This window comes from Agromyces aerolatus, from assembly GCF_031432255.1.
Taxonomy (GTDB): domain Bacteria; phylum Actinomycetota; class Actinomycetes; order Actinomycetales; family Microbacteriaceae; genus Agromyces.
Genome location: NZ_JAVKGQ010000005.1, coordinates 226960 through 251723 on the forward strand (window position 1 = coordinate 226960; position 24764 = coordinate 251723).

Annotated in this window: 19 protein-coding genes; 8 read left to right on the top strand and 11 right to left on the bottom strand. The window is 71.9% G+C overall.

Translation table 11 applies throughout. The features are described 5' to 3' along the window. Nucleotides 1–58: 58 nt before the first annotated feature. Nucleotides 59–961, bottom strand: coding sequence for a diacylglycerol/lipid kinase family protein (locus RH864_RS09215; RefSeq protein WP_310517241.1), 903 nt, complete (start codon nt 959–961; stop codon nt 59–61). Between the two features lie 95 nt (nt 962–1056). On the opposite strand from RH864_RS09215, the gene RH864_RS09220 reads away from it, so the two are divergent. After that, entirely contained in the window at nt 1057–1701 is a 645-nt protein-coding gene (locus RH864_RS09220) for an MBL fold metallo-hydrolase (RefSeq protein WP_310517242.1), read from the top strand. 85 nt (nt 1702–1786) lie between these two features. On the opposite strand, the gene RH864_RS09225 is transcribed toward RH864_RS09220, so the two are convergent. The 3 genes from RH864_RS09225 to msuE all read right to left on the bottom strand — a co-directional run bounded on the left by RH864_RS09225 (nt 1787) and on the right by msuE (nt 5754). Further along, a complete protein-coding gene (locus RH864_RS09225) occupies nt 1787–4051 on the bottom strand; it encodes a transglycosylase domain-containing protein (protein ID WP_310517243.1) in 2265 nt (754 codons plus the stop codon). Nucleotides 4052–4130: 79 nt separating this feature from the next. Continuing rightward, nucleotides 4131–5096 (bottom strand): cytochrome b/b6 domain-containing protein, encoded by a 966-nt coding sequence (locus tag RH864_RS09230; protein WP_310517244.1) that lies wholly within the window; start codon nt 5094–5096, stop codon nt 4131–4133. A gap of 67 nt (nt 5097–5163) precedes the next feature. Continuing rightward, entirely contained in the window at nt 5164–5754 is a 591-nt protein-coding gene (msuE, locus tag RH864_RS09235) for an FMN reductase (RefSeq protein ID WP_310517245.1), read from the bottom strand. Between the two features lie 248 nt (nt 5755–6002). Here msuE and RH864_RS09240 point away from each other — a divergent pair, with 248 nt between their 5' ends. The 5 genes from RH864_RS09240 to RH864_RS09260 are packed head-to-tail and all read left to right on the top strand — an operon-like array spanning nt 6003 to nt 12837. Continuing rightward, nucleotides 6003–7637, top strand: a complete 1635-nt coding sequence (locus RH864_RS09240) for an ABC transporter substrate-binding protein (RefSeq protein WP_310517246.1) — start codon at nt 6003–6005, stop codon at nt 7635–7637. After that, a complete protein-coding gene (locus RH864_RS09245; RefSeq protein WP_310517247.1) occupies nt 7615–8694 on the top strand; it encodes an ABC transporter permease in 1080 nt (359 codons plus the stop codon). The genes RH864_RS09240 and RH864_RS09245 overlap by 23 nt, the downstream gene beginning before the upstream one ends. Then, nucleotides 8691–9587 (top strand): ABC transporter permease, encoded by an 897-nt coding sequence (locus RH864_RS09250; protein WP_310517248.1) that lies wholly within the window; start codon nt 8691–8693, stop codon nt 9585–9587. Before RH864_RS09245 ends, RH864_RS09250 begins: the two co-directional genes overlap by 4 nt. Further along, the gene (locus RH864_RS09255; protein ID WP_310517249.1) at nt 9584–11422 is read left to right on the top strand and encodes an ABC transporter ATP-binding protein; all 1839 of its coding nucleotides are present in this window, start codon (nt 9584–9586) and stop codon (nt 11420–11422) included. The genes RH864_RS09250 and RH864_RS09255 overlap by 4 nt, the downstream gene beginning before the upstream one ends. Then, nucleotides 11419–12837, top strand: a complete 1419-nt coding sequence (locus RH864_RS09260; protein ID WP_310517250.1) for an NtaA/DmoA family FMN-dependent monooxygenase — start codon at nt 11419–11421, stop codon at nt 12835–12837. The genes RH864_RS09255 and RH864_RS09260 overlap by 4 nt, the downstream gene beginning before the upstream one ends. A gap of 191 nt (nt 12838–13028) precedes the next feature. On the opposite strand, the gene RH864_RS09265 is transcribed toward RH864_RS09260, so the two are convergent. Continuing rightward, a complete protein-coding gene (locus tag RH864_RS09265; RefSeq protein ID WP_310517251.1) occupies nt 13029–13595 on the bottom strand; it encodes a signal peptidase II in 567 nt (188 codons plus the stop codon). A 153-nt stretch (nt 13596–13748) separates the two neighbouring features. Next, entirely contained in the window at nt 13749–16376 is a 2628-nt protein-coding gene (locus RH864_RS09270; protein WP_310517252.1) for a fibronectin type III domain-containing protein, read from the bottom strand. A gap of 200 nt (nt 16377–16576) precedes the next feature. Here RH864_RS09270 and RH864_RS09275 point away from each other — a divergent pair, with 200 nt between their 5' ends. After that, a complete protein-coding gene (locus RH864_RS09275; protein ID WP_310517253.1) occupies nt 16577–17644 on the top strand; it encodes a zinc-dependent alcohol dehydrogenase family protein in 1068 nt (355 codons plus the stop codon). A gap of 44 nt (nt 17645–17688) precedes the next feature. On the opposite strand, the gene RH864_RS09280 is transcribed toward RH864_RS09275, so the two are convergent. Together RH864_RS09280 and RH864_RS09285 are read right to left on the bottom strand one after the other, a co-directional pair. After that, nucleotides 17689–18090 carry a hypothetical protein gene (locus RH864_RS09280; protein WP_310517254.1) on the bottom strand — a complete coding sequence of 134 codons (402 nt, stop codon included), beginning with the start codon at nt 18088–18090 and terminating at the stop codon, nt 17689–17691. A 12-nt stretch (nt 18091–18102) separates the two neighbouring features. After that, nucleotides 18103–19398 carry a nucleotide disphospho-sugar-binding domain-containing protein gene (locus tag RH864_RS09285; RefSeq protein ID WP_310517255.1) on the bottom strand — a complete coding sequence of 432 codons (1296 nt, stop codon included), beginning with the start codon at nt 19396–19398 and terminating at the stop codon, nt 18103–18105. Between the two features lie 93 nt (nt 19399–19491). On the opposite strand from RH864_RS09285, the gene RH864_RS09290 reads away from it, so the two are divergent. Next, nucleotides 19492–20130 carry a TetR family transcriptional regulator gene (locus tag RH864_RS09290; protein WP_310517256.1) on the top strand — a complete coding sequence of 213 codons (639 nt, stop codon included), beginning with the start codon at nt 19492–19494 and terminating at the stop codon, nt 20128–20130. Nucleotides 20131–20189: 59 nt separating this feature from the next. On the opposite strand, the gene RH864_RS09295 is transcribed toward RH864_RS09290, so the two are convergent. The 3 genes from RH864_RS09295 to RH864_RS09305 form a co-directional block, all read right to left on the bottom strand. After that, the gene (locus RH864_RS09295) at nt 20190–22643 is read right to left on the bottom strand and encodes a polysaccharide deacetylase family protein (RefSeq protein WP_310517257.1); all 2454 of its coding nucleotides are present in this window, start codon (nt 22641–22643) and stop codon (nt 20190–20192) included. Nucleotides 22644–22779: 136 nt separating this feature from the next. Beyond that, nucleotides 22780–23664 (bottom strand): HAD family hydrolase, encoded by an 885-nt coding sequence (locus RH864_RS09300; RefSeq protein WP_310517258.1) that lies wholly within the window; start codon nt 23662–23664, stop codon nt 22780–22782. A 107-nt stretch (nt 23665–23771) separates the two neighbouring features. Beyond that, nucleotides 23772–24764, bottom strand: a 993-nt coding sequence (locus RH864_RS09305) for a cytochrome b/b6 domain-containing protein (protein WP_310517259.1), incomplete at its 5' end; no start/stop codon positions are given.

Below are 24764 nucleotides of genomic sequence, written 5' to 3' on the forward strand. Positions count from 1 at the left end.
TCCAAATCGAGGCGAGCGCCGCCGGATCACGGGCCGTCACCGGGCAGTCGGCAGGCCGTCACCGGAACACTCGAAGGGCCCCCGGTGCCACCTCGACCTCGACCGGCAGCGGTCCGATCCGCTCGCCGTCGGCGTACGCGATGACGTCGTCGGCCGCGATCGTCACCCGGCGAGCGCGCACGAACTCGACCGCCGGATGATCCACATGCTCGCCCGAGTACACCTTCGGCAGCACCCGCAACAGCGCCGCGCGACTCAGCGGGTGCACGATGAACACGTCGAGCAGGCCGTCGGTGAGCTCGGCATCCGGCACGATGCGCAAGCCCCCGCCGAGCGACGACGTGTTGGCCACGGACACGAGCATGGCGCGCTGCGTGCGACGCGCCCCGTCGATCTCGAGCACGTACTCACGCGGCCGGAACGTCGCGAGCTCACGGACCAGCGCGAGCAGGTACCGGTTCGGGCCGCGAGGCCGCACCATCCGGTTCGCGCGCTCGTTCACGATCGCATCGAACCCCGCCGAGAGCACGACGCCGTACCTGGTGGTGAGCTCGCCGTGCCGCGCGACCGCGACGTCCACCGCCGAGGGCGGACGCTCGAGCGCACCGATGAGCGCGTCGATCGCCCGGGCCGGATCGTCGTACGGCACGCCGAGCGCCCTCGCGAAGTCGTTCCCGGTGCCGGCCGCGACGAGCCCGAACGGCACCTCGGAGCCCGCGAGCACGTTCGCGCCGAGCGACACCATGCCGTCGCCGCCGACCACGATGAGCCCGTCGGCGCCCAGCGCGAGCGCCTCCTCGGTCGCGAGCCGCAGCAGCTCGAGATTCGCCTCCCGCAGCAGACGGACGTCATAGCCCGCCGCGGACAGCCGGGCGGCGACCGCGGCACCGACCTCGCGATTCCGGCCGAACGATGCGGCAGGGTTGACGGCGACGAGGAGACGTTCCACCGCTCGGGTCACCCTTCCGATTCTGGCAGTCGCGGTGCACGCATCCCCGTATTGGCCGCGGTCGCAACGGCTTGCGTCGCGCCCGGGCGCTCGTGTTGGCTCGAGACATGCGACTGACGAAGTTCGAGCACGCCGCGCTGATGATCGAGGATTCCGGCTCCCGGCTGTTCATCGACCCGGGCAAGTTCACGACGCCGATCACCGAGGCCACGGGCGCCGTCGCGGTCGTGATCACGCACCAGCACGACGACCACTGGACGCCCGAGCAGCTCGGCCGCATCGCCGGCAAGAGCCCGGGCGTGCGGTTCTTCGGCCCGGCGGGCGTCGCCGCCGCGGCGGCCGAGCGCGGCATCGAGGTCGAGGAGGTGCACGCGGGAGACGAGCTCGAGGTCGCACCGTTCCGGTTGCGCTTCACCGGCGGCCGGCACGCCGTGATCCACGAGTCGATCCCCGTGATCGACAATCTCGGCGTGCTCGTCAACGACGCGCTCTACTACGCCGGCGACTCGTTCACCGTGCCAGAGGGCGTCGAGGTCGACGTACTCGCGGCCCCGGCGGGCGCGCCGTGGATGAAGCTCGCCGAGGCCATGGACTACGTCATCGAGGTCGCGCCGAAGCGCGCGTTCGCCACGCACGAGATGGTGCTCTCGCGCGCCGGCAAGGATCTCTCGAACGCACGCCTGCGCTGGGCGACCGAGCAGGGCGGCGGCGAGTACCTCGCCCTCGAGCCCGGCGACACGCTGGACTTCTAGCGCAGGCTCAGCCCCGAGGGCGGATGCCTCGCGCCGCACACACGGCTCGAGGGCAGCCGTCACGCCCGAGGCATCCGCCCGGCCGCTATTCGTCGTCGTCGTCGGGCGCCGCGCTCGGCGCGGGCGTCTGGCGACCGGTGACGGGGCCCGGTCCCGCCTCGCTGAACCCGTCGCCGCCGTACTTCGCGGCCGCGACCGACATCACGGCCGGCCACATGCGATGGCGGGCCGTCGCGGCCTGACCCGAGTCGAAGTAGATGCCGCGCTGGTTGGCGTCGCCAGTGACGCTCACGACCGCGGCGGCGGTCGCGACCTTCGAGGTCGCGCCCACCATCCAGGTGTCCTTCGCCCCGTCGGTCGTGCCGGTCTTGCCCAGCACGGGCACCCAGGGATCCATCGCTCCGCTCGACGACTGTCCGGTCCCGCTCGACATGACCCTCGTCATGCCGTAGTGCATGCCTGCGGCGACCTCGGGCGAGACCGCGGGCGCGCACGTCGACTGCGGCACCGGCAACTCTTCCCCGTCGCGCCCGACGATGCGGTCGATCGCGATGGGCGTGCACGCGACGCCGTTGTTCGCGATGCCCGCGAACGCGACCGCCATGCTCAGCGGGGCGACCTCGTTCGTGCCGATCACGGCCGACGGACCCTGGAACAGGGGGTTGCCGTCGGCGCGGTGCACGCCGAACCGCTCGGCGGTCTGCGCGATGCCGCACAGGTCGAGCTCCTTGGCCATGCCGAGGAAGCCCGTGTTGATCGACTGGATCGTCGACTGCAGGGCCGTGTAGTTCGCGCCCGACTCCCCCGCATCGTTGCGCGGGTTCCAGCCGGGGTCGGCCACCTGCGTGCCGAGGCAGCTGTCGCGGAACGCCCCCCAGTTGTTGCGCAGCCGCGAGTCGGTGCGCTCGCTCAGGCCGTGCCCCTCGGCGAGCCACTCGGCGAGCGTGAAGACCTTGTACGACGACCCCGGCTGGAATCCGCTCGATCCGCCGTAGTCGTAGTCGGTGTTGTAGTTGATGCCCGTGTACTCGGGTCGCCCGGCGACGACGTTCGGGTCCTGGCTGTACGACTTGTTCTGCGCCATCGCGAGCACCCGGCCCGTGCCGACCTGCACGCTCGAGATCACGCCGCCGACGTCCCACCCGGGGTACGTCGAGGGCACGTTCTCGGCGATCGCCCGCTCGGCGGTGGTCTGCAGGTCGAGGTCCAGCGTCGTGTAGACGTCGTACCCGCCGCGGCGGAAGTTCAGGAACCTCGTCGCCGCGTCTTCGCCGAACGTCTCGTCGTTCTGCAGGATGTGCGCGACGTAGTCGCAGAAGTAGGCGCTGCCGCCCGCGGTCTGGCAGCCGGTGCTGGGCTCGCTGATCGCGGGCTGCACGGGCGTCGCGACCGCCTCGTCGTACTCGGCCTGCGTGATCTTCGTGAACTCGAGCATGCGGGCGAGGATGTAGTCGCGGCGCTTGTGGTTCTCGGCGTAGCCGTCGGCCGCGCCGTTCACCTCCTGGTCGGGCCGGTCGAGCTGGAACTTGACCGGGTTGTTGACGATCGCGACGAGCGACGCGGCCTGCGCGAGCGTGAGGTTCGCCGCGGTCGTCGAGAAGTAGTAGTTCGCCGCGGCCTCGATGCCGTAGACGGTGCCGCCGAAGCCGGCGATGTTCAGGTAGCCGAGCAGGATCTGATCCTTGCTGTACCGTTTCTCGACGCCGATCGCGAGCCGCATCTCCTTGAGCTTGCGGTCGATGCTGGTCTCGGTGGCGGCCTCGTAGCATGCGTCGCGCTCGGCCTCGTCTGCGGCCTCACGCTCGCACTCCTGCACGCGCACGTTCTTCACGTACTGCTGCGCGATCGACGACCCGCCCTGGGTGTCACGGCCGGAGGCCGTCGTCACCGCGGCCCGGAGCGTGCCCTGGAGGTCGATGCCGCCGTGATCGTAGAACCGCGGGTCCTCGCCCGCGACCGCGGCGTCCTTCACGTACTGGCTCACCTGGTCCCAGGCGACCTGCACCCGGTTCTGGTCGTAGAACGAGGCGAGCAGCACCGGCGCGCCGTCGGAGTTCGTGGCGTAGATGTTGCTCTTCTCGGACAGCTCGCCGATCTCGAGATAGCTCGGCAGGTTCTCGAACATGCCGATCGTGCTCGTGGCCGTCACACTGACCATCGAGATGGCCGGCGTCGCCGCCGTGGCCACGAGCGCGCCCGCGGCCGTGCTCGCGAGGACGAGCCCGATGAGCCCACCGAGCACGCCGTGCGCGGTCCGGGTCTCCGCGAAGTCCCGGTTGCGCTTGTGCCGGTACGGTTGCGGGGCAGGTTCGACCCCGTCGCCGTCGATCGGTCGCTGCTCTGGTGCCATGGCTGGACGCCCCCCTGTCGCGTCGCGTGCTCCAATGGAATACCAGCAGGGCGGCATTGTCCAGCCGGACCGCCCCGCGTCAGTTCCTGGGCGTGTCCCGGCGCGGCGGTGGCGGCGGCATCCGCCTGAGCGAGCCGAAACGCTCGGCGAGCGGGGCGAGCACGAGCGGGCGGGCGAGCAGCCAGCCGGCGACGAGCACGACGACCGAGACGGCGAACACCGCGAAGCCGATCCAGTCGTCGGCGTCCCTCGACGCGTACATGTGATTGAGGTTCCTGAGCGCGCCGGTCGTCAGCACGAGCACGACGTGCACGAACGTGAAGAGCAGGAACACGAGCATCGTCGGGAAGTGCAGGACGCGGGCGGTGCGCTCGGACGGCAGCGACGTCCATCGCCCTTCGCGCGGCCAGACCGGCGAGAGCCGCAGTCCGGTCACGATCGCGATCGGCGACACGAGGAACACGATCGCGAAGTAGGACAGCACCTGGGCGTCGTTGTAGTACAGCCAGGCGTGCTCGGCGGGCCAGTCGAGCGATGCGTACTGCAGCACCACCGAGATCGCGTTCGGCACCACCTGCCAGTCCGTCGGCACGATCCTGAGCCACTGCCCGGTCGCGAACAGCAGGACGACGTAGATCACGCCGTTCAACACCCACAGCGCATCGACGACGAGGTGCAGCCACACCGAGATGCCGAGGCGCCGTGGCGTGCCCTTCGTGCGCGGGAACCGGGAGTTGTCCCTGGTCCAGAACGCCGGCGGCCGCTGCTTCGCCCTGATGATGAGCCCCGTGCGCACGAGCATCACGAGGAAGAAGACGTTGAGGAAGTGCTGCCAGCCGAGCCATGCCGGGATGCCGACGGGCGCGCCGGCCGGCAGCTCGCGGTGGCCGGGGTACGTCTCGACGAACGACTGCACGGCCGGAAGCGCGCGCAGGCCGCGCGCCGCGGCGACGACGAGCACGAGCAGGATGAGCGCGCCGCCGGCCCAGAGAGCGAACCGCTTCCATGACAGGCCCGCGAACAGGGAACGCGAGTCGGGCGGCACGTCTCTCAGCGTCGCAAACGGCGGGCGCGGGCGCAACTTCGCCGCGCCGCGGACCGGGCCCGCGACCTCACCACGTCGTGACGTACTCCGACACGCGCTGCGGCAGCGTGCCCCTGACGACCGGCACGCCGCGGAGGACGGCGTGATCGATGCGCTCGTGCAGCGCGGCCGAGGCGATGCGCGAGTCGATGAAGTCGGCCTCGCTCGCGTAGACGCCGATCGGCAGCGTGATCGCCTGGAAGAACGAGAACAACGGACGGAACTGGTGCTCGATGATGAGCGCGTGCCGGTCGCTCCCGCCGGTCGCCGCGAGCAGCACGGGCTTGTCGATCAGCGCGTACTGCCCGACGAAGTCGAAGACGTGCTTGAAGAGGCCCGTGAAGCTCGCCCGGTAGACGGGACTGCCGACGATGAGCAGGGTCGCGGACTCGATGCGCCGGATGGCGTCCTCCGCGGCGGGGCTCAGCTCGGCTCGGGTCAGCGCTCCCGAGAACTCGCGCCCGACGTCGCTGAGCTCGAGCAGCGTCGTCTCGACCGGCAGACCTGCGGCGGTGAACGCCTCTGCGAATCGGTCGAGCACCTCGCGGACGAGGACGGTGGTCTTCGAGGGCGCGTGCAGGCTGCCGGACACGGCGACGAGGGAGAGCGCTTCGGACATGACGTCGACCGTATGCCGGGCGCCGCCGGCCACGCCATCCCGACGGCACGCGGAGGTAAGACCCCGACCCGGGGCGTAAGAATTCGACTTCCAGGCGCCCACGAGCGCCGCTCAGGCCGCGGACCCGGCCGGCTGTGACGCCGGGTGACGAACCGTAACCCGTGTGACGTCGGCGCCTTCGCGCGGCGCGACCGCGGTCGGTAACGTCGCCGCCCAACACCCCGAACGGATGCTTCGAAGGAGCCCCCATGACCGCACGACCCCGAGCGCTGCCCGCGTTCGCCACCGCTGCCGCCGTCGCCGTCGCGCTGGCCGGCTGCGCAGCCGGCACGCCCACGGCCGCGGGTGATGCCGCCGAGGGCGGCACGATCGTGTACGCACACCAGCAGGAGCCGGCGTGCGTGTTCGGCGGCTGGATCGAGCAGGCCTACCTCAGCGCGAACGTGCTGGACAGCCTCCTCTCGCTCGATGAGGACGGCACGGCGGTGCCCTGGCTCGCCGAGGAGTGGTCGGTCACGGACGACGGCCTGCACTGGACCTTCACGCTGAAGGACGGCGTGACCTTCACCGACGGGTCACCGCTGACGGCCGAGGCCGTGGCGTTCAACTTCGACCACTGGGTGAACGACGGCGGCAACGGCACGGCGCTCGCCTGGCTCGGCGGGTATTACGAGCAGGCGACCGCGATCGACGAGCTCACGCTCCAGGTCGACCTGTCCCGGCCCTATCCGCGACTCCCGGAGACGCTCACGCAGGGCTACTTCGGCATCCAGTCGCAGCAGGCGCTCGAGACGCGCAGCGACGAGGAGAACTGCGAGGCTCCCATCGGCACCGGCGCGTTCGTCGTCGACCACTGGGATCGCGGTCAGGAGATCGTGCTCACGCGCAACGACGACTACGCCTCGCCGCCCGCCAACGCGGGCCACACGGGCCCCGCGCACGTCGAGGAGGTCGTCTGGAAGTTCGTGGCCGACCCGACGACGCGCGTGGCGGCACTGAAGAGCGGCGAGGTCGACGCCATCTACGACGTCCCCGCGGTGCAGTGGGCGAGCACCGAGCAGGCCGGCTTCACGCTCGAGAAGTACGTCACCGGCGGCCGCCCGCAGCAGCTGACCTTCAACACGGCCGAGGGCCCATTCACCGACGAGCGCGTGCGCCAGGCGTTTGCGTACTCGCTCGACCGCGAGGCCCTCGTCGAGACGATCGGCCGCGGGGTCATTCCCTACGAGGGCAACGGCGGCGTCAGCCAGAGCACTCCCGGGTGGAGCCAGAAGGCCGCCGACCGGTACTCGTTCGACCTCGACCGGGCCGAGGCGCTCCTCGACGAGGCCGGCTGGACCGGCACCACCGGTGACGGCACTCGGACGAAGGACGGCGAGGCGCTCGAGATCGTCCTGCCGTACGGCGCCGGCTCGATCATCAACGCGGACGGCGCCTCGATCCTGCAGGGCGTGCAGGAGCAGGCCAAGCAGGCCGGCTTCAAGGTCGATCTCATCCCGGTGCCGCAGGCCGAGCTGTTCTCGGGCGCGTACGGCAGCCCGAGCGAGCGCGACATCTACCCGGGGTACTGGACGGCCGTGACCAGCGGCATCCTCTACGTGAACTGGCGTCAGTCGACACCCGAGTCGCCGAACTACAACAACGACTCGTTCACGAACTACCCCGAGCTCGAGGCCATCATCCTCGAGGCCAACTCCACGGCCGACGTCGACGCGCAGAACGCGCTCTACGCCGAGGCGCAGGAGTACATCGCCGAGCACGCGCTCGCGATCGGCATCTACGACCGCCTGTCCACACTCGCGATCTCCCCGGAGCTCGAGGGCGTGAAGCAGGAGCACTCGCAGGGAGGGCCGACCTTCTATGACGCACGATTCGTCGACTGAGGCCGAGACGCCCGTGGCCGCACCCGCCGGGGTCCTCGCGGCCCCGCCGGCGGCGACCGCGGCCCCGCCGGCGCCGACCGCGGCCCCGCCGGCGGGGCTGCGGGGACGGGGGCTGGGCTCGCTGCGGCTGGTCGCCGGCAAGGCGCTCGCGGCCGTGCTCGTGCTGCTGGGCGCCGCGACGGCGGCATTCTTCGCGCAGGCCTCGATCCCGGGCGACCGCGCCACCGCAATCCTCAACATCCGCAACGGCCAGGCCATCGAGCGGACACCCGAGGAGCTCGCGCCGATCATCGCCGAGTACCGTCTCGACGACCCGACGCTCGTGCAGTACTTCTCGTATCTGCGCGGACTCGTGGCGGGCGACCTCGGCACGTCCTACCAGCAGCACCGGCCCGTCCTCGCGATCGTCGCCGACCAGCTCGGCTCGACGATCGTGCTGACGCTCACGGCGCTCGTGTTCGCGTGGATCCTCATGGTCGTGTGGGTCTCGCTGACCGCGGGACGCGGCCCGCGCGTCCGCGCCGTCGGGAGCTTCGTCGACACGGTCACGGCCGGTCTGCCCCACTACTGGCTGGGCATCATCCTGCTGCTGGTGTTCGCGCTCGGACTGGGCTGGTTCCCGGTGATCGGCGGGACGGGCCTGCACGGGCTGATCCTGCCGGCGCTCACGCTCGCGATCCCGCTCGCGGGGTTCATGGGTCAGGCCACGCGCACCGAGTTCGAGCGCGCCCTCGACCAGCCGTTCGTGCTGAGTGCGCGCACGCGCGGCATGGGCGACGCGGGCGTGCGGCTCAGGCACGTGCTGCGGCACGCCGTGCTGCCCGCGATCACGCTCTCGGGCTGGGCGCTCGGCGCGACCATCTCGGGTGCGGTCGTCGTCGAGGCCGTGTTCGCCCGGCCCGGCATCGGCAGCGTGCTCGTCTCGGCCGTGAACTCGCAGGACATGCCCGTCGTGATCGGCGTGGTCATGCTCATCGCGGCGTTCTACGTGATCGCGAACCTCGTGGTCGACGTCGCGTACGTGCTCGTCGACCCACGACTCAGGAGGACGGCATGACCGCCACCCCAGCTATTCCCCACACGGGGAAGCCCACGTCGGCGCGCACGCCCGGGCCGCGCACACGCGGGCGGTTCGCGCCGTCCACGATCCCGTGGGATCTCGTGCTCGCGATCGCGGGCACGGCGATCTTCGCGGTGGCCGCGATCTGGCCTCAGCTCATCGCGACGCAGGGCCCATTCACGATGGACCTCGCGGCCTCGCTGCAGCCGCCGTCGGCCGCGCACTGGTTCGGCACCGACGAGTCGGGCCGCGACCTCTACTCGCGCGTCGTCTACGGCACCCGCGAGTCGCTCGGCATCGGGATCGGCGCCGCCGCGGTGAGCCTGTCGCTCGCGATCGTCCTCGGCACGCTCGCGGCGCTCGGCGGGCGCGTCGCGTCGGCCGTCGTCGGCTGGCTGCTCGAGGTCGCGTTCTCGTTCCCCGCGCTGCTGCTCTCGCTGCTGCTGATCGCCGTGCTCGGCCCGTCGGCGCTGACCCAGGTCCTCGCGGTCGGGGTCGGCACGGCGCCGGGCTACGCACGCATGGTGCGCGGCCAGATCCTCACGGCCAGGGGCTCGGCGTACGTCGAGGCGGCGGTGGCGCTCGGCCACCCGCGCGGGCGCATCCTGCGCCGGCACATCCTGCCGAACGCGCTGCGCCCGCTCGTCGCGATCTTCGCGCTCTCGATCGGCCAGTCGATCGTCTGGGCGTCGAGCCTGTCGTTCCTCGGCCTCGGCGTGGCACCGCCGTCGCCCGAATGGGGTGCGCTGCTCGACGCCGGGCGGGCGTACATCACGGAGGCGGGCTGGCTCACCGTGATCCCCGGGCTCGTCATCGTGCTGCTCGCGCTCACGGCGACCACGCTCGGCCGCCACCTGCAGCTGTTCCTCGAGAAGGGAGAGAAGGCATGACCGTCACCGACCAGACCCTCGTCACAGGCCAGACCGTGACCGGCCAGACCGTCACAGGCCAGACCGCCGTCACGGGCCCGACCACCGCGGCGCGCGAGGCGCCGCCGCATCCGCGAGTGTCCGTCCGCGACCTGTCCGTGTCGTTCGCGACGAACGCCGGCGAGCGCCGCATCGTCGAGAGCGTCTCCTTCGACCTCCACCCGGGCCGCTGCGTCGCGATCGTGGGCGAGTCGGGGTCGGGAAAGTCGGTGACCGCGCGCACGATCGTGGGCCTGACCGGCCGCGGCGCCCGCGTCGAGGCCGGTGCGCTCGAGGTGCACGGGCGGGACGTGCGGGCGCTGACCGACCGCGCCTGGCGCCGCATCCGCGGCACCGAGGTCGGATTCATCCTGCAGGACGCGCTCGTCTCGCTCGACCCGCTGCGCCCCGTCGGCGCGGAGATCGGCGAGAGCCTGCGCCTGCACGGCTGGCGAGGCCGCGCCGAACGCCGCAGGAAGGTCGTCGACCTGCTCGACGCGGTCGGCGTGCCGTCGCCCGAGCTGCGGGCGCGCCAGCGCCCGGGACAGCTCTCGGGCGGCCTGCGCCAGCGTGCGCTGATCGCCTCGGCGCTCGCGCTCGACCCCGACGTGATCATCGCCGACGAGCCCACGACAGCGCTCGACGTCACGGTGCAGGCGCAGGTGCTGGCGCTCCTCGAGGAGTCGAAGCAGCGCGGCGCGTCGATCGTCCTGATCAGCCACGACCTGTCAGTCGTCGCGCAGCTCGCCGACCACGTGCTCGTCATGCGGCACGGGCGGGTCGTCGAACACGGCCCGGCCCACACGCTGCTCACGGAACCGCACGACCCGTACACGAAGGCGCTCATCGCCGCCGTGCCGAGCGAGGCGACGCGCGGTCGCCCGCTCAGCGCGCCCGCGCCCAGCGCGCCCGCAACGCCCGCGACTGAATCGAACGGTCGCGCATGGCGGGTGCAGACCAGCGATGACCCGCCATCTGCGACCGTTCGGCGCGGCGAAGCGGGACGAGCGACGGATGCCTCCGCGCCGGAGGCGCGCGAGGTCGTGCTCGAGGCGCGCGGCCTCGTGAAGCACTTCCGCGCACCCGACGGCAGCTCGACGCTCGCGGTGGACGACGTGTCGTTCGTGCTGCACCGCGGCGAGACGCTCGGCGTGGTCGGCGAGTCCGGCTCGGGCAAGAGCACCACGGGCCGGATCGCGCTCGCGCTCGAGTCGGCCGATGCGGGCGAGGTCTCGCTGCTGGGCGCGCCGTGGTCGAACGTGGCCGAACGCCGCCGCCGTGCGCGGCGCTCGCGCATCGCGGTCGTGTCGCAGGATCCGCTGTCGAGCTTCGACCCTCGGTGGAACGTCGAACGCATCCTCGCCGATGCGCTGCCGCGAGGCATCCGCTCACCCGCGGAACGCGCCGCCCGCATCCGCGAGCTGCTCGACCGGGTGGGGCTTCCCGAAGCCGTGCTCGCACGGTTCCCGCTGCGCCTGTCCGGCGGCCAGCGGCAGCGCATCTCGATCGCCCGCGCGCTCGCGACGGAGCCCGACGTGATCGTGCTCGACGAGGCCGTCTCGGCGCTCGACGTCACGATCCAGGCCCAGGTGCTGGACCTGCTCGTCGAGCTGCAGCAGCGACTGGGCCTCGCCTACCTGTTCATCTCCCACGATCTCGGCGTCATCGCCCACCTCAGCCACCGCGTGCTCGTCATGAAGGACGGCCGCGTCGTCGAGGAGGGGTCGCCCGACGACATCTTCACCCGCGCGCGCGAGCCGTACACGCGCGAGCTCATCGCCTCCATCCCCGCCTTCGAACCCAGGAGCCAGCCATGACGACAGACCGCACTCCCCTGCACCTGAACGCGTTCGTGATGAACACGAACTCGCACATCCATCACGGCCAGTGGCGCCGCCCCGACGCGGGCCAGGTCGACTTCAACGACGTCGGCGTGTGGATCCGGCTCGCGAAGCTGCTCGAGGAGGCGAAGTTCGACGCCATGTTCTTCGCCGACGTCACGGGCGTGTACGGCGACGCGGACGCGGACTTCGACGTGTACATCCGCGAGGGCCTGCAGATCCCGAGCAACGACCCGATCCCGCTCGTCGCCGCGCTCGCGGCGCACACCGAGCGGATCGGGCTCGCGCTCACGAGCAACGTCGCGCAGAACCATCCGTTCAACTTCGCGCGCCAGGTCTCGACGCTCGATCACATCTCGCGCGGCCGCATCGCGTGGAACATCGTGACCGGGCTGCAGGACAACGGCGCCCGGAACTTCGGGTACCCGCGGCTCACCGACCACACCGAACGGTATGCGTGGGCCGAGGAGTACGTCGACGTCACGTACAAGCTCTGGGAGGGCTCGTGGGACGACGACGCGCTGCTGAAGGACAAGGAGCGCGGCGTCTACTCGGATCCGTCGAAGATCCACAAGATCGACCACGTGTCGGAGCGGTACCAGGTGCAGGGTCCGCACCTGCCGTCGCCGTCGCCGCAGCGGACCCCCGTGCTCTACCAGGCCGGCTCGTCGGCCTCGGGCAGAGAGTTCGCGGCGCGCAACGCCGAGGCGACGTTCATCATCGCGCCGACACCCGCGATCGCGAAGGAGCTCATCGACGACACCCGGAGGCTCGCGGTCGAGGCCGGCCGCGAGCCGTCCGACATCAAGTTCTTCCAGGGCCTGTCGTTCGTCGTCGGCGCGACCCAGGAGGAGGCCGAGGCCAAGGCGGCCGAGTACGAGCGGTACGTCTCGGTCGACGGATACCTCGCGCACAACGCGCTCGTCGACAAGGCCGGTCGCGTCTACGACCCCGAGACGCCCATCAAGGACGTCGAGACGAACACCGCCAAGGGCCTCACCGAGTGGGCCGCCAAGGCCATCACCGATCGCGAGCCCGTGATCCGCGACGTCGCGCTGCTCATCTCGCGCTCGACGCGGCTCGTGGGCACGGCCGACCAGATCGCGGACGCGCTCGAGGAGTGGCAGGCTGCGGGCGTCGACGGCATCAACGTCATCAACTGGGTCATCCCCGGCTCGTTCGAGGAGTTCATCCGCGACGTGCTGCCGACGCTGCGCGCGCGTGGCCTGGCGCGCTCGGAGTACGGGCCCGGCACGACGCTGCGCGAGCAGCTCTTCGGCGAGCCGCGACTGAACGAGCGGCACCCGGCCGCGAAGTACCGCGGCGCGTTCGGCCCCCACTACCCGGCGGCCCAAGCCGCCCCCGCGCCCGCGCCCGCGCCCGCGAGCTGACTGCCCGCGCCGAATCGCGCCAGCAGCGACCTATCGCGCCACACGGGACGGTCGCAGCTGGCGCGATCGGTCGCCGTAGGCGCTGCGGCGAGAACTTGGCGCGATCGACCACAGTGGGCGCTGCGGGTCGCAGCTGGCGCGATCGGTCGCAGCGGGCGCTGGGGCGCGAACCCGGCGCGGTCGACTGCAGCTCAGGCTGAGGCGGGCGCCGCGGGCGCGGGGCGGAGCGGTGTGCCGCGCAGCGTGAGCACGAGGAACATCACGACGCCGAAGAAGAGCGCGATGTCGGCGATGTTCCCGATGAACCAGTCGAAGTAGGCGATGAAGTCGACCACGTGGCCCTGGCCGAACGACGGGTCGCGGAACATGCGGTCGAGGAAGTGCGTGGTCGCGCCGCCGAGCAGCAGCCCGAGGCACACCGCCCACACCCGCGACCGCACCCGCCAGACGAACCACGCCACGACGAGCACGCCGACGCCCGCGAGGATCGTGAACACCCAGGTCGCGTTCGCGCCGAGCGAGAACGCCGCGCCGGGGTTGTACGCGAGCTGGATGCCGAGCGCGTCGCCCAGCAGCGGCGTGCGCTCGCCGAGCGTCAGCGTGGCCTCGGCCCACACCTTGGAGAGCTGGTCGACGACGAGCACGACGACGCCGATGACGAGCGCGATCAGGGGTGCGAAACGCGACCAGTGGCCGGCCGGGGTCGTCACGGGCTCGCTCACGTCGCGCGCCTCGCCGGTCGCCGCATCCTCGCTCATGGATCCGATTCTCGCAGGCCCCGAGCCCACCGCCGAACCCGGTGCGATGGCGCAGCGGTGGTTCGAGCCGGCGGCGGCCCCGCCGGCGGGCGCATGCTCCGGACGCGACGGATGCTCCGGGCCACGCGAGCCCGGAGCATCCGTCTGGTGTCGTTACGAGCGGCGAGCGCGCCGGCGCCCGACGACCGTGAGCGCGGCGCCGCCGAGCACGACGAGCAGCACCGCGGCGAGCGCGGGGGTCGCGTCGTGGTCGACGCCCGTTGTGGCGAGGCCGGCCGGCCGCGCGGGGACTGGCGCGTCGGCGAGCACCGTGACGCCGACCCAGCCGAGCAGCTGACCTGATTCGTCGGTGACCGCGATCCGGTGCGCGCCGGCCGGGAGGCTCGCGGGAACGCGGAAGCTCGCGGTCCCGTCGGCACCGGCCCACGCCCAGCCGAGGCTCGACGGCGTCGAATACGCCCAGCCGGCGAGCCAGGCCGATCCGGGCAGACCGCTGATCGTGACCTGCTCGCCCGCGCGCACCCGGTCGGGCGTGGCGATCAGACCGCCCGTGGTCTCGGGCGTGAGCGCCGACTCGTCGGGCGCGGCCGGCAGCGTGCCCGGCTGCGGCGGACGCGGCGTGCGCACCTCCCCGGTCTCGGCCCACGCGCCGAGCTCGCCCGACGTGTTCAGGGCGGCGATGCGCACCCGGTAGCCGGTCTCCGGCACGAGGCCCGAGAAGGTCGTGGCCGTCGCATCCGCCTCGAGCGTGCCGGACTCGACGACCTCGCCCTGTCGCAGCAGCTCGACCTGGTACCCGGTGACCGGCAGGCCGCCGTCCCACTCGGCGGCGATGCTCGTCGCCGACAGCGCGGTGGCCGCGAGGCCCGTCACCGCCGGAGTCGGAAGCGCCGCGAGCAACGAGTAGCCGTCGGCCAGGCCGGCGCCGAAGACGTCCTCGTCGGGCAGGACGCCCTCGAACGGGTTGGTCATGGGGGCCGCGGTGCCGAGCATCAGCTCGGTGATCTCGTCGGCGCTGTGCGTCGGCGCGAACTGCGTGGCCAGGGCGTGCGTGGCCGCCACGTTGGGCGCGGCCGCCGACGTGCCGAAGAACCGATAGAGGCCGTCACCCGGTCCGCCGAAGAAGCTGGTCCTGGTGCCGTCGACGCCCGTGATCTCCGGCGCCTGGATGCGCACGGGCGCGGGGAGGGCGGCCGCCGGCTGGACGCTCTGCGGGTCGAACGCCTCGAACAGCACCGTGCCGGGGCCGGGCGAGGTGAACGACTCGGGGGCGTCGGGCGTCCGCCAGTCGGCGGCGGCGACACCGACGCCGGAGCCGTCCGCCGGGTGGCCGAACGTCACGGGCCCGACGATGTCGTCGCCCGTGCTGCGATCGTGCTCGCGCCAGTCGATGCCCTCTGCGCCGGTGAGCAGGCCGAGCCAGACCGCCGGGTCGCTCGCCGTCCGGTCGGTCAGGTCACGCACCACGACGAGCCGGTAGACGCCCTCCTCGACGTCGTCGAGCGGGAGCATCTGGTTCGGCAGCGACGGATCGAGCGTGATGCCGACGCCGTACAGCTCAGGCTGCTCGCCGTCCTCGTAGACCTGGAGCTCGAGCGACGAGGCGACGCCGTTGATCGGCTCGCCCCAGCTCAGCAGCAGCTGCGGCTCGTACACGCCGTTCAGCCCCAGCAGGTCGTAGGCGTCCTCGACCGAGGTCGGGTCGAAGTCGAGGCAGTCGTAGTCGGTGACCCCGGGCCGCACCTGCACCCATTCGGGGCACGCGATGCCGCGGAACGACGGCGTCTGCCAGGCCGAGATCGGCAGGCCCTCGCTCGGGCCGCCCGTGGCGCCGGCGACGTTCGCGTTGCCGGCGGAGGTGTAGTACGCGACGCCCTGCGCGCGGACCTCGTTGATCGCGACCGAGATCAGCCCCTGCTGGAAGTAGGTCTCGCTCGCGTAGCCCAGGTCGTCCACGATGATGTCGGCGCCGGCCTCGGCGAGCTGGATGATCGACTCGGCCATGCCGTTGGGACCGCCCCAGCCCGAAGCGAACATGAGCTTCGCGCCCGGCGCGATGCCGTGCACCAGCTGCGCCATCCCGCGGCCTTCGTCGTCACCGCTCGTGGCCTCGACGAGCACCTCGACCGGCGTCTCGTAGCCGCACGGGTTGCCCGGGCCGGGCAGCACGCCCATGGCGACGTCCTCCTCGGGCGACGTGACGTCGGTCTTGAGGCCGTACGAGTCCGAGATGATGCCGATCGTGACGCCCGTGCCGTCGACGCCGAAGGTCTCACGCGCCAGTGCGGTGCGCATCGGGCCGTCGGCCTCGACCGGGACTGCGCGGCACGAGTCGGCGGCGGTGTCCGCGGGCGCGGACTCGAGCGGGGCGCGCGTGGCCCCGTTCGCCGCGGAGACGACCGGCACGACCGAGACGACGCCCGGCAGGGCCTGCAGCTCTGGAATCCGCACGGGGTCGACCGTCACCGCGGCCGCCGGGCTGAACCGGTAGACGCGGTCGACGGTCGCGACGTCGGCGACGTTCGCGAGGTCGCTCTCGCTCGGCGCGGCGACGAACGTCACGGTGACCGCGACGTCGCCCGCATCGGTCACCGAGAGGCTGCTCGCCCCGGTGACGGGCAGGCCGACCGACTCGGCGAGCGCTTCGGCCCCCGACGCTCCGGCCTCGGCGGCCTCGGCGACCTGGTCGGCGAGCGTGACCGGCTCCGGAGGAGCCGGCTCCTCCGCGGCCGCGGGCCCGGCGACACTCGTCACCAGGAACATCGATGCCAGCACCGCCACAGCAGCGCGCAAAATACGGGTCACGTGATCTCCCCCACCAAAGGTCGCGTACGCAATCTCCCCAAACCTGCCACAACCGCGAGCCCGGCAGGCACCACCTAAACGGGTGACACGGTGCGGTGGTTCGACGCGTGCGCGCGATTAGTCTGAGACTCGGCGACCGTCGGACCGGCCGGCGCGTCACCGCCGAAGGAGCCCCCATGCGCGCCGTCTTCCTGCACGGAGATCGTGACATTCGCGTCGAGGACGCACCCGACCCCGAGCTGCGCCGCGGACGGGATGCGAGTGGTCGCGACGCGGTCGTCCGCGTGGTCGCGGCGTGCGTGTGCGGGTCGGACCTGTGGGGATACCGCGGCATCACGCCCACGCGGCGTGCTCGGGCGATGGGCCACGAGTTCGTCGGCGTCGTCGAGGAGGTCGGCTCCGCGGTCGAACAGATCGCCGTGGGCGATTTCGTGATCGCGCCGTTCTACGTGTGCGACAACACGTGCATCAACTGCCGGAACGGGTTCACGGTGCACTGCCTGGCCGGCGGATGGTGGGGTGCCGAGGTCCGCGACGAGGGGTGGGCGGACGGCGCGCAGGGCCAGCGCGTGCGCGTCCCGCTCGCGGACGGCACGCTCGTGCCCGTGCCCGGCGGGATGCCCGCGCCCGAGCTCGTCCCGGGCCTGCTCACGCTCTCCGACGTGATGGGCACCGGCCACCACGCCGCGGTCTCGGGCGGTGTGCGCCCCGGGTCGACCGTCGCGGTCGTGGGCGACGGCGCGGTCGGGCTGTGCGCGATCATCGCGTCGAAGCGGCTCGGCGCCGAACGCATCGTGGCCATGTCGCGCCACGAACCCAGGCAGGCGCTCGCGCGCGAGTTCGGCGCGACCGACATCGTGGCCGAGCGCGGCGACGAGGGCATCGCGCGGCTGAAGGAGATGTTCGACGGCATCGGGCCCGACGTCGTGCTCGAGTGCGTCGGCACGAAGGAGTCGATGGACCAGGCGCTGCGGTCGGCCCGGCCCGGCGGTCAGGTGGGGTTCGTCGGCGTCCCGTCGGGCGGCCCCGAGCTTCCCGTCAGGCAGATGTTCGACACCAACGTCGGCGTGCGCGGCGGCGTCGCTCCCGTGCGCGGGTACATCGAAGAGCTGCTGCCCGAGGTGCTCGACGGCCACATCCGGCCGGGCCGGGTCTTCGACCTCGAGCTTCCGCTCGAGGAGGCCGCCGAGGCCTACCGGGCGATGGACGAGCGTACGGCCGTGAAGGTGCTGCTGCGCCCGTAGCGACGACGCAGAGCGCCTGGTGCGCGTGGAACGCGTGGCGCGCGTCAGGCCACGCAGTGCATCACGATGTAGATGGGGTTCTCGTAGCCCGAGATGTTCCAGACCACTCCGTCGATGAAGCCGCGGACGCGACCGTTGCCGTCGTCCGTGAAGTTCAGGTCGGCTCTGGCGGGGTGCGTGCTCTTGATCTCGATGCCGTTGGGGAGGTGGTTCCACCACTCACCGGGGTGGAAGTCTTGATCCATCAAGTACGGGGTGCCGTCGGGACAGCTGAAGCCCTTGAACGCCTTGCTCCGCAGCGGGCCGAACTCGCCCCAGCCGCCGATCACCTCGCCCGCGATGGTCACGGGCTGATCGACGGGCGGGGCGACCTCGGGAGCGGGAGCGGCACTGATCGGGAGTGAGGTCGCGATCAGTCCGGCGGCGAGAACTGCACCCAACGTCACCACACCAGTATATCACACGCGGGGTGTCGACACGAGCGCACGGGTCAGGATCTCGTGCACCGCGGCGGGGCCGGGCGACCGGCGGATCGCGGCGCCGATCTCGCCGGCGCGTGCGCGGTGCCGGCCGTCGTCGAGCACCGTGCGCACCGCCCGGGCGATCCGGGCCGGCGAGGGGGTGTCGGTGCGCAGGTCGATGCCCGCACCCGACCAGGCGACTCTGGCGCTGACCTCGGCCTTGTCCTCGGTGCGGCCGGCGACCACGAGCGGCACGCCGTGCTCGAGGGCGTAGTGCACTCCCCCGTAGCCGCCGTTCGTGACCATGACGTGCGTGAGCGGCAGCAGCCGGTCGTAGGGCAGGAAGCTCGCCGCACGGACGTTCGCCGGCAGGTCGCGGGGCAGCGCCTCGACGGGACGCCCGCCGGCCGACACCACGACGAGCACGTCCTCGTGCGCGAGCGCGCGGATCGTCGGCTCGACGAGCGACCAGTCGCTGTTGGCCACCGTGCCCTGCGTGACGTGCACGACAGGTCGCCCGGCGGTGAGCTCGGGCCACCAGGCCGGCAGCTCGCCCGACGAGGCGCGCGCACGCGAGACCGGACCCACGAACTGCACGGTCTCGGGCAGTCCACGCCGGACGTACTCGAACTCGGGCACCGTGAACTGCACGAGCACGTCGGCCGCGGCCGGCCAGTCGAGGAAGAACCGGGTGAGCCCGCGCCCGGTCTCGGCGCGCGCGATCTCGTCGGCGTAGCGCTGCACGGGGGCGAAGACGCCTCGCTCGGCGACCGCGGTGAGCATCGCGTTGCGGAGCCGGCCGACCGGCCCGGGCAGGGGCTTCACGCCGAGGCCGTACGGCGCGACGTCGGGGTGCTTCATCGCGAGCGGCACGATGCCGAGGTTCACGACGAGCGGACGTTCTCCGCGAGGCATCCCGCTGAGCACCGCGGCCGCACCGAACATGGACTCGGCCAGCACCGCGTCCGTCGGCTCGGCCGCGATCGCGGCGCCCAGCGCGCGGAGCTGCGCCGGCACGGGCTTGAGGAAGATCTCGATCATGTCGTACCGGATGCCCGCGGGGCCCGTGAGTCCGCGCCGGCCGGGGAACGCCGCATCCATGTCGCGGTCGTCGTAGTCGGCCTCGGGCGGCAGCGGGAGGAACTCGGCGCCGGTCGCGACGACCTCGTCGCGGTAGCGCTCGCCGGTCAGGAAGCGCACGCGGTCGCCCGCGGCGACGAGCGCCTCGGCGACGGCGAGCAGCGGCGTCACGTGGCCGCGGACGGGTGTGGACGCGATGAGTGCGGAGGTCATGGTCAGGTCCTCGAGTGAGATGGGGCTCGGGTTAGGATTAGGAACACCACTGAAGTATTCACCACCTCATTAGGTTGGTCAATAGGGAGTTCGATGCCAGACACGACGACACGGACCTACCGCTCGGCCCTGCGTACGGAGCAGGCGGCCGCGACCCGCCGCCGCGTGCTCGACGCGGCCGCGGCCAGCTTCGCGGAGCGCGGCTACCACGGCAGCTCGCTCGCCGACATCGGCGCGCGGGCCGGCGTCTCGACCGAGACCGTCAAGGCGAACGGCCCAAAACGCGACCTGCTGTTGCGCGCGTTCGAGCAGGCCTTCGCGGGCGTCGAGGGCGACGCGCAGATCGCGGACGGCGATGCGGCAGCCGCGCTCGACGCCGTCGCCGACCTCGACGCGTACCTCGCGAGCGCCGCCGTGTTCGTCGCCGCGGCGAACGCGCGCACGAGCGTGCTCTGGACCGAGTTCCTCAGCGCGGCGAACACCGACGAGGCTGTGGCCCGCGAGCTCGCCGATCTGCTCGACCGCCGCCGCAGGGACTACCGGCTCCTGGCCGAGCAGCTGCGCGCCCGAGGCCTCGGCGATGCCGGGCTGCCCATCGACGAGGCCGCGGCGGCCCTGTCGTTCCTCTGGTCGCCCGAGAGCCATCAGCAGCTCGTCCTCCAATCGGGCTGGGCCATGGAACGCTATGAGCACTGGCTCACGGAGACCGCCCGCCGCCACCTGGGCCGGTAGCGGGACGCGAGCGCCTCGCGCCGCAAGCGCCTCGCCCCGCGAGCGCCTCGTGCCGGGCGTCACCTCAGGCGCAGCACCAGAATCGACGACGACGTCCGGGTGGCCGTGGCCCCCGGCACCGTCCCCGTCACCCGCACCGAGATCATGCTCAGCCAGTCGCCGGTCACGAGCGTGTAGGTGCGCGCGGTCGCACCCGCGATCGGGCTGCCGTTGCGCAGCCACTGATACGTGAGTGCGACCCCGGCGGGAGACCACGTGCCCGGATTGGCCGTCAGCACCGCGCCGACCCGGGCGGTACCCGAGATCGTCGGCGTGCCGGCCGTGACGGTCACGGGGATCACGACGCCCGCCGACGTCGCGCTCACGCCGGTGCCGCCCGCCGGCGTCCCCGTGACCCGCACGCTCACGGTCGTCCCCGCGTCGGCCGCGACCGCCGTGTACGTCCGCGCGGACGCGCCCGCGATCGCCGTCCCGTTCCGCAACCACTGGTACGTGAACGTCAGACCGCTCGGCGTCCAGGTGCCGGGGTTCGCGGTCAGCACGCTGCCGACCCGCGCCGTGCCCGAGATGGTCGGCGTGCCCGGCGTCACGGTCACCGCCGTGACGGCGACGCCCGCCGAGGTCGCGCTCACCCCTGCGCCGCCCGCGGGCGTGCCCGTGACCCGCACGCTCACGGTCGTGCCCGCGTCGGCGGCCACGGCCGTGTACGTCCGCGCCGTCGCACCCGCGATCGCCGCCCCGTTCCGCAGCCATTGATAGCTGAAGGCGAGCCCCGCGGGAGACCACGTGCCCGGATTCGCGGTGAGCACGCTGCCCACGCGCGGCGTGCCCGTGATCGTCGGCGTGCCGGGCGTCACCGTCACCGGTGCCGCGGCGACCGTGACCCCGGCGGAGGTCGCGCTCGCCGCGGTCGCCCCGGCGGGGGTTCCGGAGACGCGCACGGTCAGCGTCGTGCCCACGTCGGCGGTCACGGGCGTGTACGTCGCGTTCGTCGCACCCGCGATGGCCGCGCCGTTCCTGAGCCACTGATACGTGAACGTCGACGGCGCCGGGGTCCAGGTGCCGGGGTTCGCCGTGAGCACCTGCCCGACCTGGGCGGTGCCCGAGATGGTCGGCGTGCCGGGCACGGTGGTCGTCGGGGAGCCGCCGGTGACGTCGTACAGCTCGTAGTCGTCGGTGATGAGCTGGCCGTTGGAGAACAGGTTGAGCCCGAAGCTGATGCCGTTGAATCCCGCCGGGATCGGCGGCGAATCCCAGACCGCCTGCGTGTAGGCCGAGGCCGCGGCGAACCACGGGCTCGACGTCCAGTACTGCCAGCCACCCTGCGCGTTGCGGAGGTACACCGCGAACTGCGTCACGACCGTCGAGGTGTACCAGGTCCGCAGCGAGTACTGATGCCCCTCGGTCACGGTCGGCGCGCACGAGCCGAAGTCCATGGTCATGATGGTCTTCGCGTCGCCGTCGACGTAGTTCGACATGACGACCTGCTCGGCGACGTTGCCCGTGCGACCCGGCGAGACCCGGCTGAACGTCGGCGCGTTGCTGCCGTAGCCGGCGAGCATGAAGCAGTCGGGCACACCGTTCGTGCCGAGCTCCTCGAGGCTCGGGTTCTTGACGCCGTTCACCCCGGGCGCGGGCGCCGGCGGGAACGTCGTCCCGGTCACGGGCTTGACCGCGCCGCCGAAGACCTGGTGCACGGTCTTCACCGACGTGTTGTGGGTCGCCGGCCTCGCGGCGAGCCACTGCACGAACTGCGTGAACAGCGCGGGGCTGATGTTGAGCCCCTCGACGTCGCAGTCGTCGCAGATGTGGTGGAACGTGAGCCCGACCCATCCGCCCGTGGAGTTCTCGGCGTTGATGACCGTGTTCTGCAGGTCGGCGAGCGTCCACGCCGAGTCGACCTGATCCGGCACGCGCAACTCGAACGGATCGGCCGGCGGCACCTGTTCGGCGAATCCGCAGCCGGAGCATCCGAACCGGGTCTCGATGTCGCCCAGGTTGCGCGCGGTGTTGTAGCCGCAATCGATGACGGCCTGCTTCGCCGTGGCGTTCAGCGACGCGTACGGATAGGCGAAGCTCGTCACCTGGAAGCCCCACGAGGTCAGCGTCGCGCGGCTCTGGCAGGCCTGCGCGCGCGCCTCGGTGGGCGTCAGCGTCGCCATGTCGGGGTGCGAGACGGAGTGGCCGGCGATCTCATGGCCGGCGGCGGCGAGCGCCTCGAGGTCGGCGCGGGTCTGGTAGCCGGGCTGGCCGACGAAGCCGGTGGTCGCGTAGAACGTGCCGTCGAGCCCGCTGGCGTTCATGATGTTCGCCGCGGTGTTCTGGTTCGCGTTGGAGTCGTCGAACGTGAGACTCACCACGGTGGGCGCGCCGTCGAGCGCGGCGGCCGGCGCGGCGCTCGCGAGCACGGAGGCCGTGAGAACGGCACTCACGAGCAGCGCGGACGCACCGAGCACGCGCCGTGGCCGGTGCGCGGGTCGCAGGTCATCGGGCACACGTCGTTGTGAAGTCATGCTGTCCTCGCCGTCGAGCGGTCCGGCGGCATCCTGCGGCCGGAGCGGGATGTGCGTTCGCGGTCAGTCTGGACCCCTGGTCCTCAGTCGGGCAGCCGGGTCACGGGGAAATGTGGGAAACCGCAGGCGCCCCGGCTCAGATCAGCCCGTGCCGGACGAACGCGTTCCAGATCCCGTCGTCGAGCACGTGCGTGGTCTGCTCGTCGGCGACCGCCTTGACCTCGGCCGACGCGTTGCCCATCGCGATCCCGAGGCCCACGCGTTCGAGGATCTGCAGGTCGTTGACGCTGTCGCCGATGGCGACCGCGCGTTCGGCGGGCACCCCGAGGTCGGCGAGCACGTCGAGCGCGGCGCGGCCCTTGTCGACGCCGAGCGGCGAGATCTCGCCGCTCGCCCCGCCGAGGTGCGCGATGGTCCCCGTGATCACGGTGAACCGGTCGCCGAGGCGACGGACGACGCGCGCGTACGCACGATCGTCCTCACCGAGGAAGAGCACCTTCGCGATCGCATCCCTGGGAGCGTCGGCCAGCGGCGCGTAGACGTCGGCGGGCGTCGCGTCGGCGGGCGCCTCGTGGGCGGATGTCTCGGGGAGCAGTGTCTCGGGCACACCCTCCGCACTCTCGTCGTCGGGGATCAGGCCTTCGCGCATGAGGCGGAAGTAGTGCTCGAGCATGCCGGGCGACGCATACACGCGCTCCGCGGCCTGGAGGTAATAGTCGAGCCGCTCGTCCTCCAGCACCTCGGTCAGCGTCTCGAGCTCGTCGGCGCTCATGGTGTGCGACGCGATGAGCCGGTCGCCGATCTCGGCGAAGCCGCCGCCCGCGGTGATCGCGCCGTCGAACCCGATCTCGGCGACGTGCGGGAAGATCTCGGCTCGCGAGCGACCCGTCGCGAGATACACGAGGTGGCCGGCCGCGCGAGCCCGGCGGATCGCCTCGGGCGTCGAGGCCGCCATCCGCTCGTGCCCGTCGATGATGGTGCCGTCCACGTCCAGGAAGATGATTCGGGCGTGGGGGTGCACCCAGCCAGCCTACCCGCGGAGACACGGCCTCCCCGCCGCGCGAGGCGGGCGGGACCACGGCCGGGGCGACGGCGCCCGCGTGTGCACGCGGGCGCCGTCGCCTCGGGTCAGCGCGCGCTGACCTTGCCGGAGAGCTTGGCGATCTGGGCGAGCAGGAAGGGCCGAGCGGCGATCCAGCCCGCGACGATGATGACCATCGAGGCGAAGAAGATCCAGAACCCGGTCCAGTTCACGACGTCGGTGCCGCCGTACATGTGGTTCAGGTTCCGCAGCGCGCCGGTCGCGAACACGAGCGCGACGTGCACGATGATGAACGCCACGAAGTACAGCATCACCGGGAAGTGGATCGCGCGCGCCCACTCGACCGGGTAGATCCGGCTGAGGGTCTTCGCGTTCTTCGGCCACAGCCCCGACATCCGCACGCCCGTGATCGCCGCGAGCGGCGCCGCGATGAACACCGTGATGAAGTACATCAGCTGCTGCAGCCCGTTGTAGTTCACCCAGCCGTTCTCGGTCGGCCAGTTCAGCGACGCGTACTGCAGCCCGGCCGAGAGCGCGTTCGGGAACACCTCCCAGCTGGTCGGCACGATGCGCATCCAGTGCCCCGTGATGAACAGCATCACGACGAACACCACGCCGTTGACCAGCCAGAGGATGTCCAGCGACTGGTGGAACCAGATCGTCAGGCTGACCTTGCCCTGCCCGTTCTTCGACCAGCGCGGCGTCCAGAACGCACTCGGCTTCTTCTCGGTCCGGATCTGCAGGCCGCTTCGGATGATCAGCACCATCAGGAACACGTTGAAGAAGTGCTGCCACTGCACCCACGCGGGGAAGCCCGGCTCGGCGCCCTCGGGCAGGTGGTACTCGCCCGGGAACGCGGCCAGGAAGTCCCGCCCGGTCGGCGAGTTCAGGAACCACGACGAGCCGACCACGGCGAGCCCGGCCAGGAGCAGCAGCCCGAAGCCGCCGAGCACCGCGAGACCCAGCGTCTCCGGGCGCAGGTACCGGGCGAACCGGCTCGGCTCCTTCGCGGGCGCCGCGGGCGCGGACGTTCGCGGCCGTGCCGCGGCCGCGGGGCGCGCCGGCGCCGCGGGGCGGGC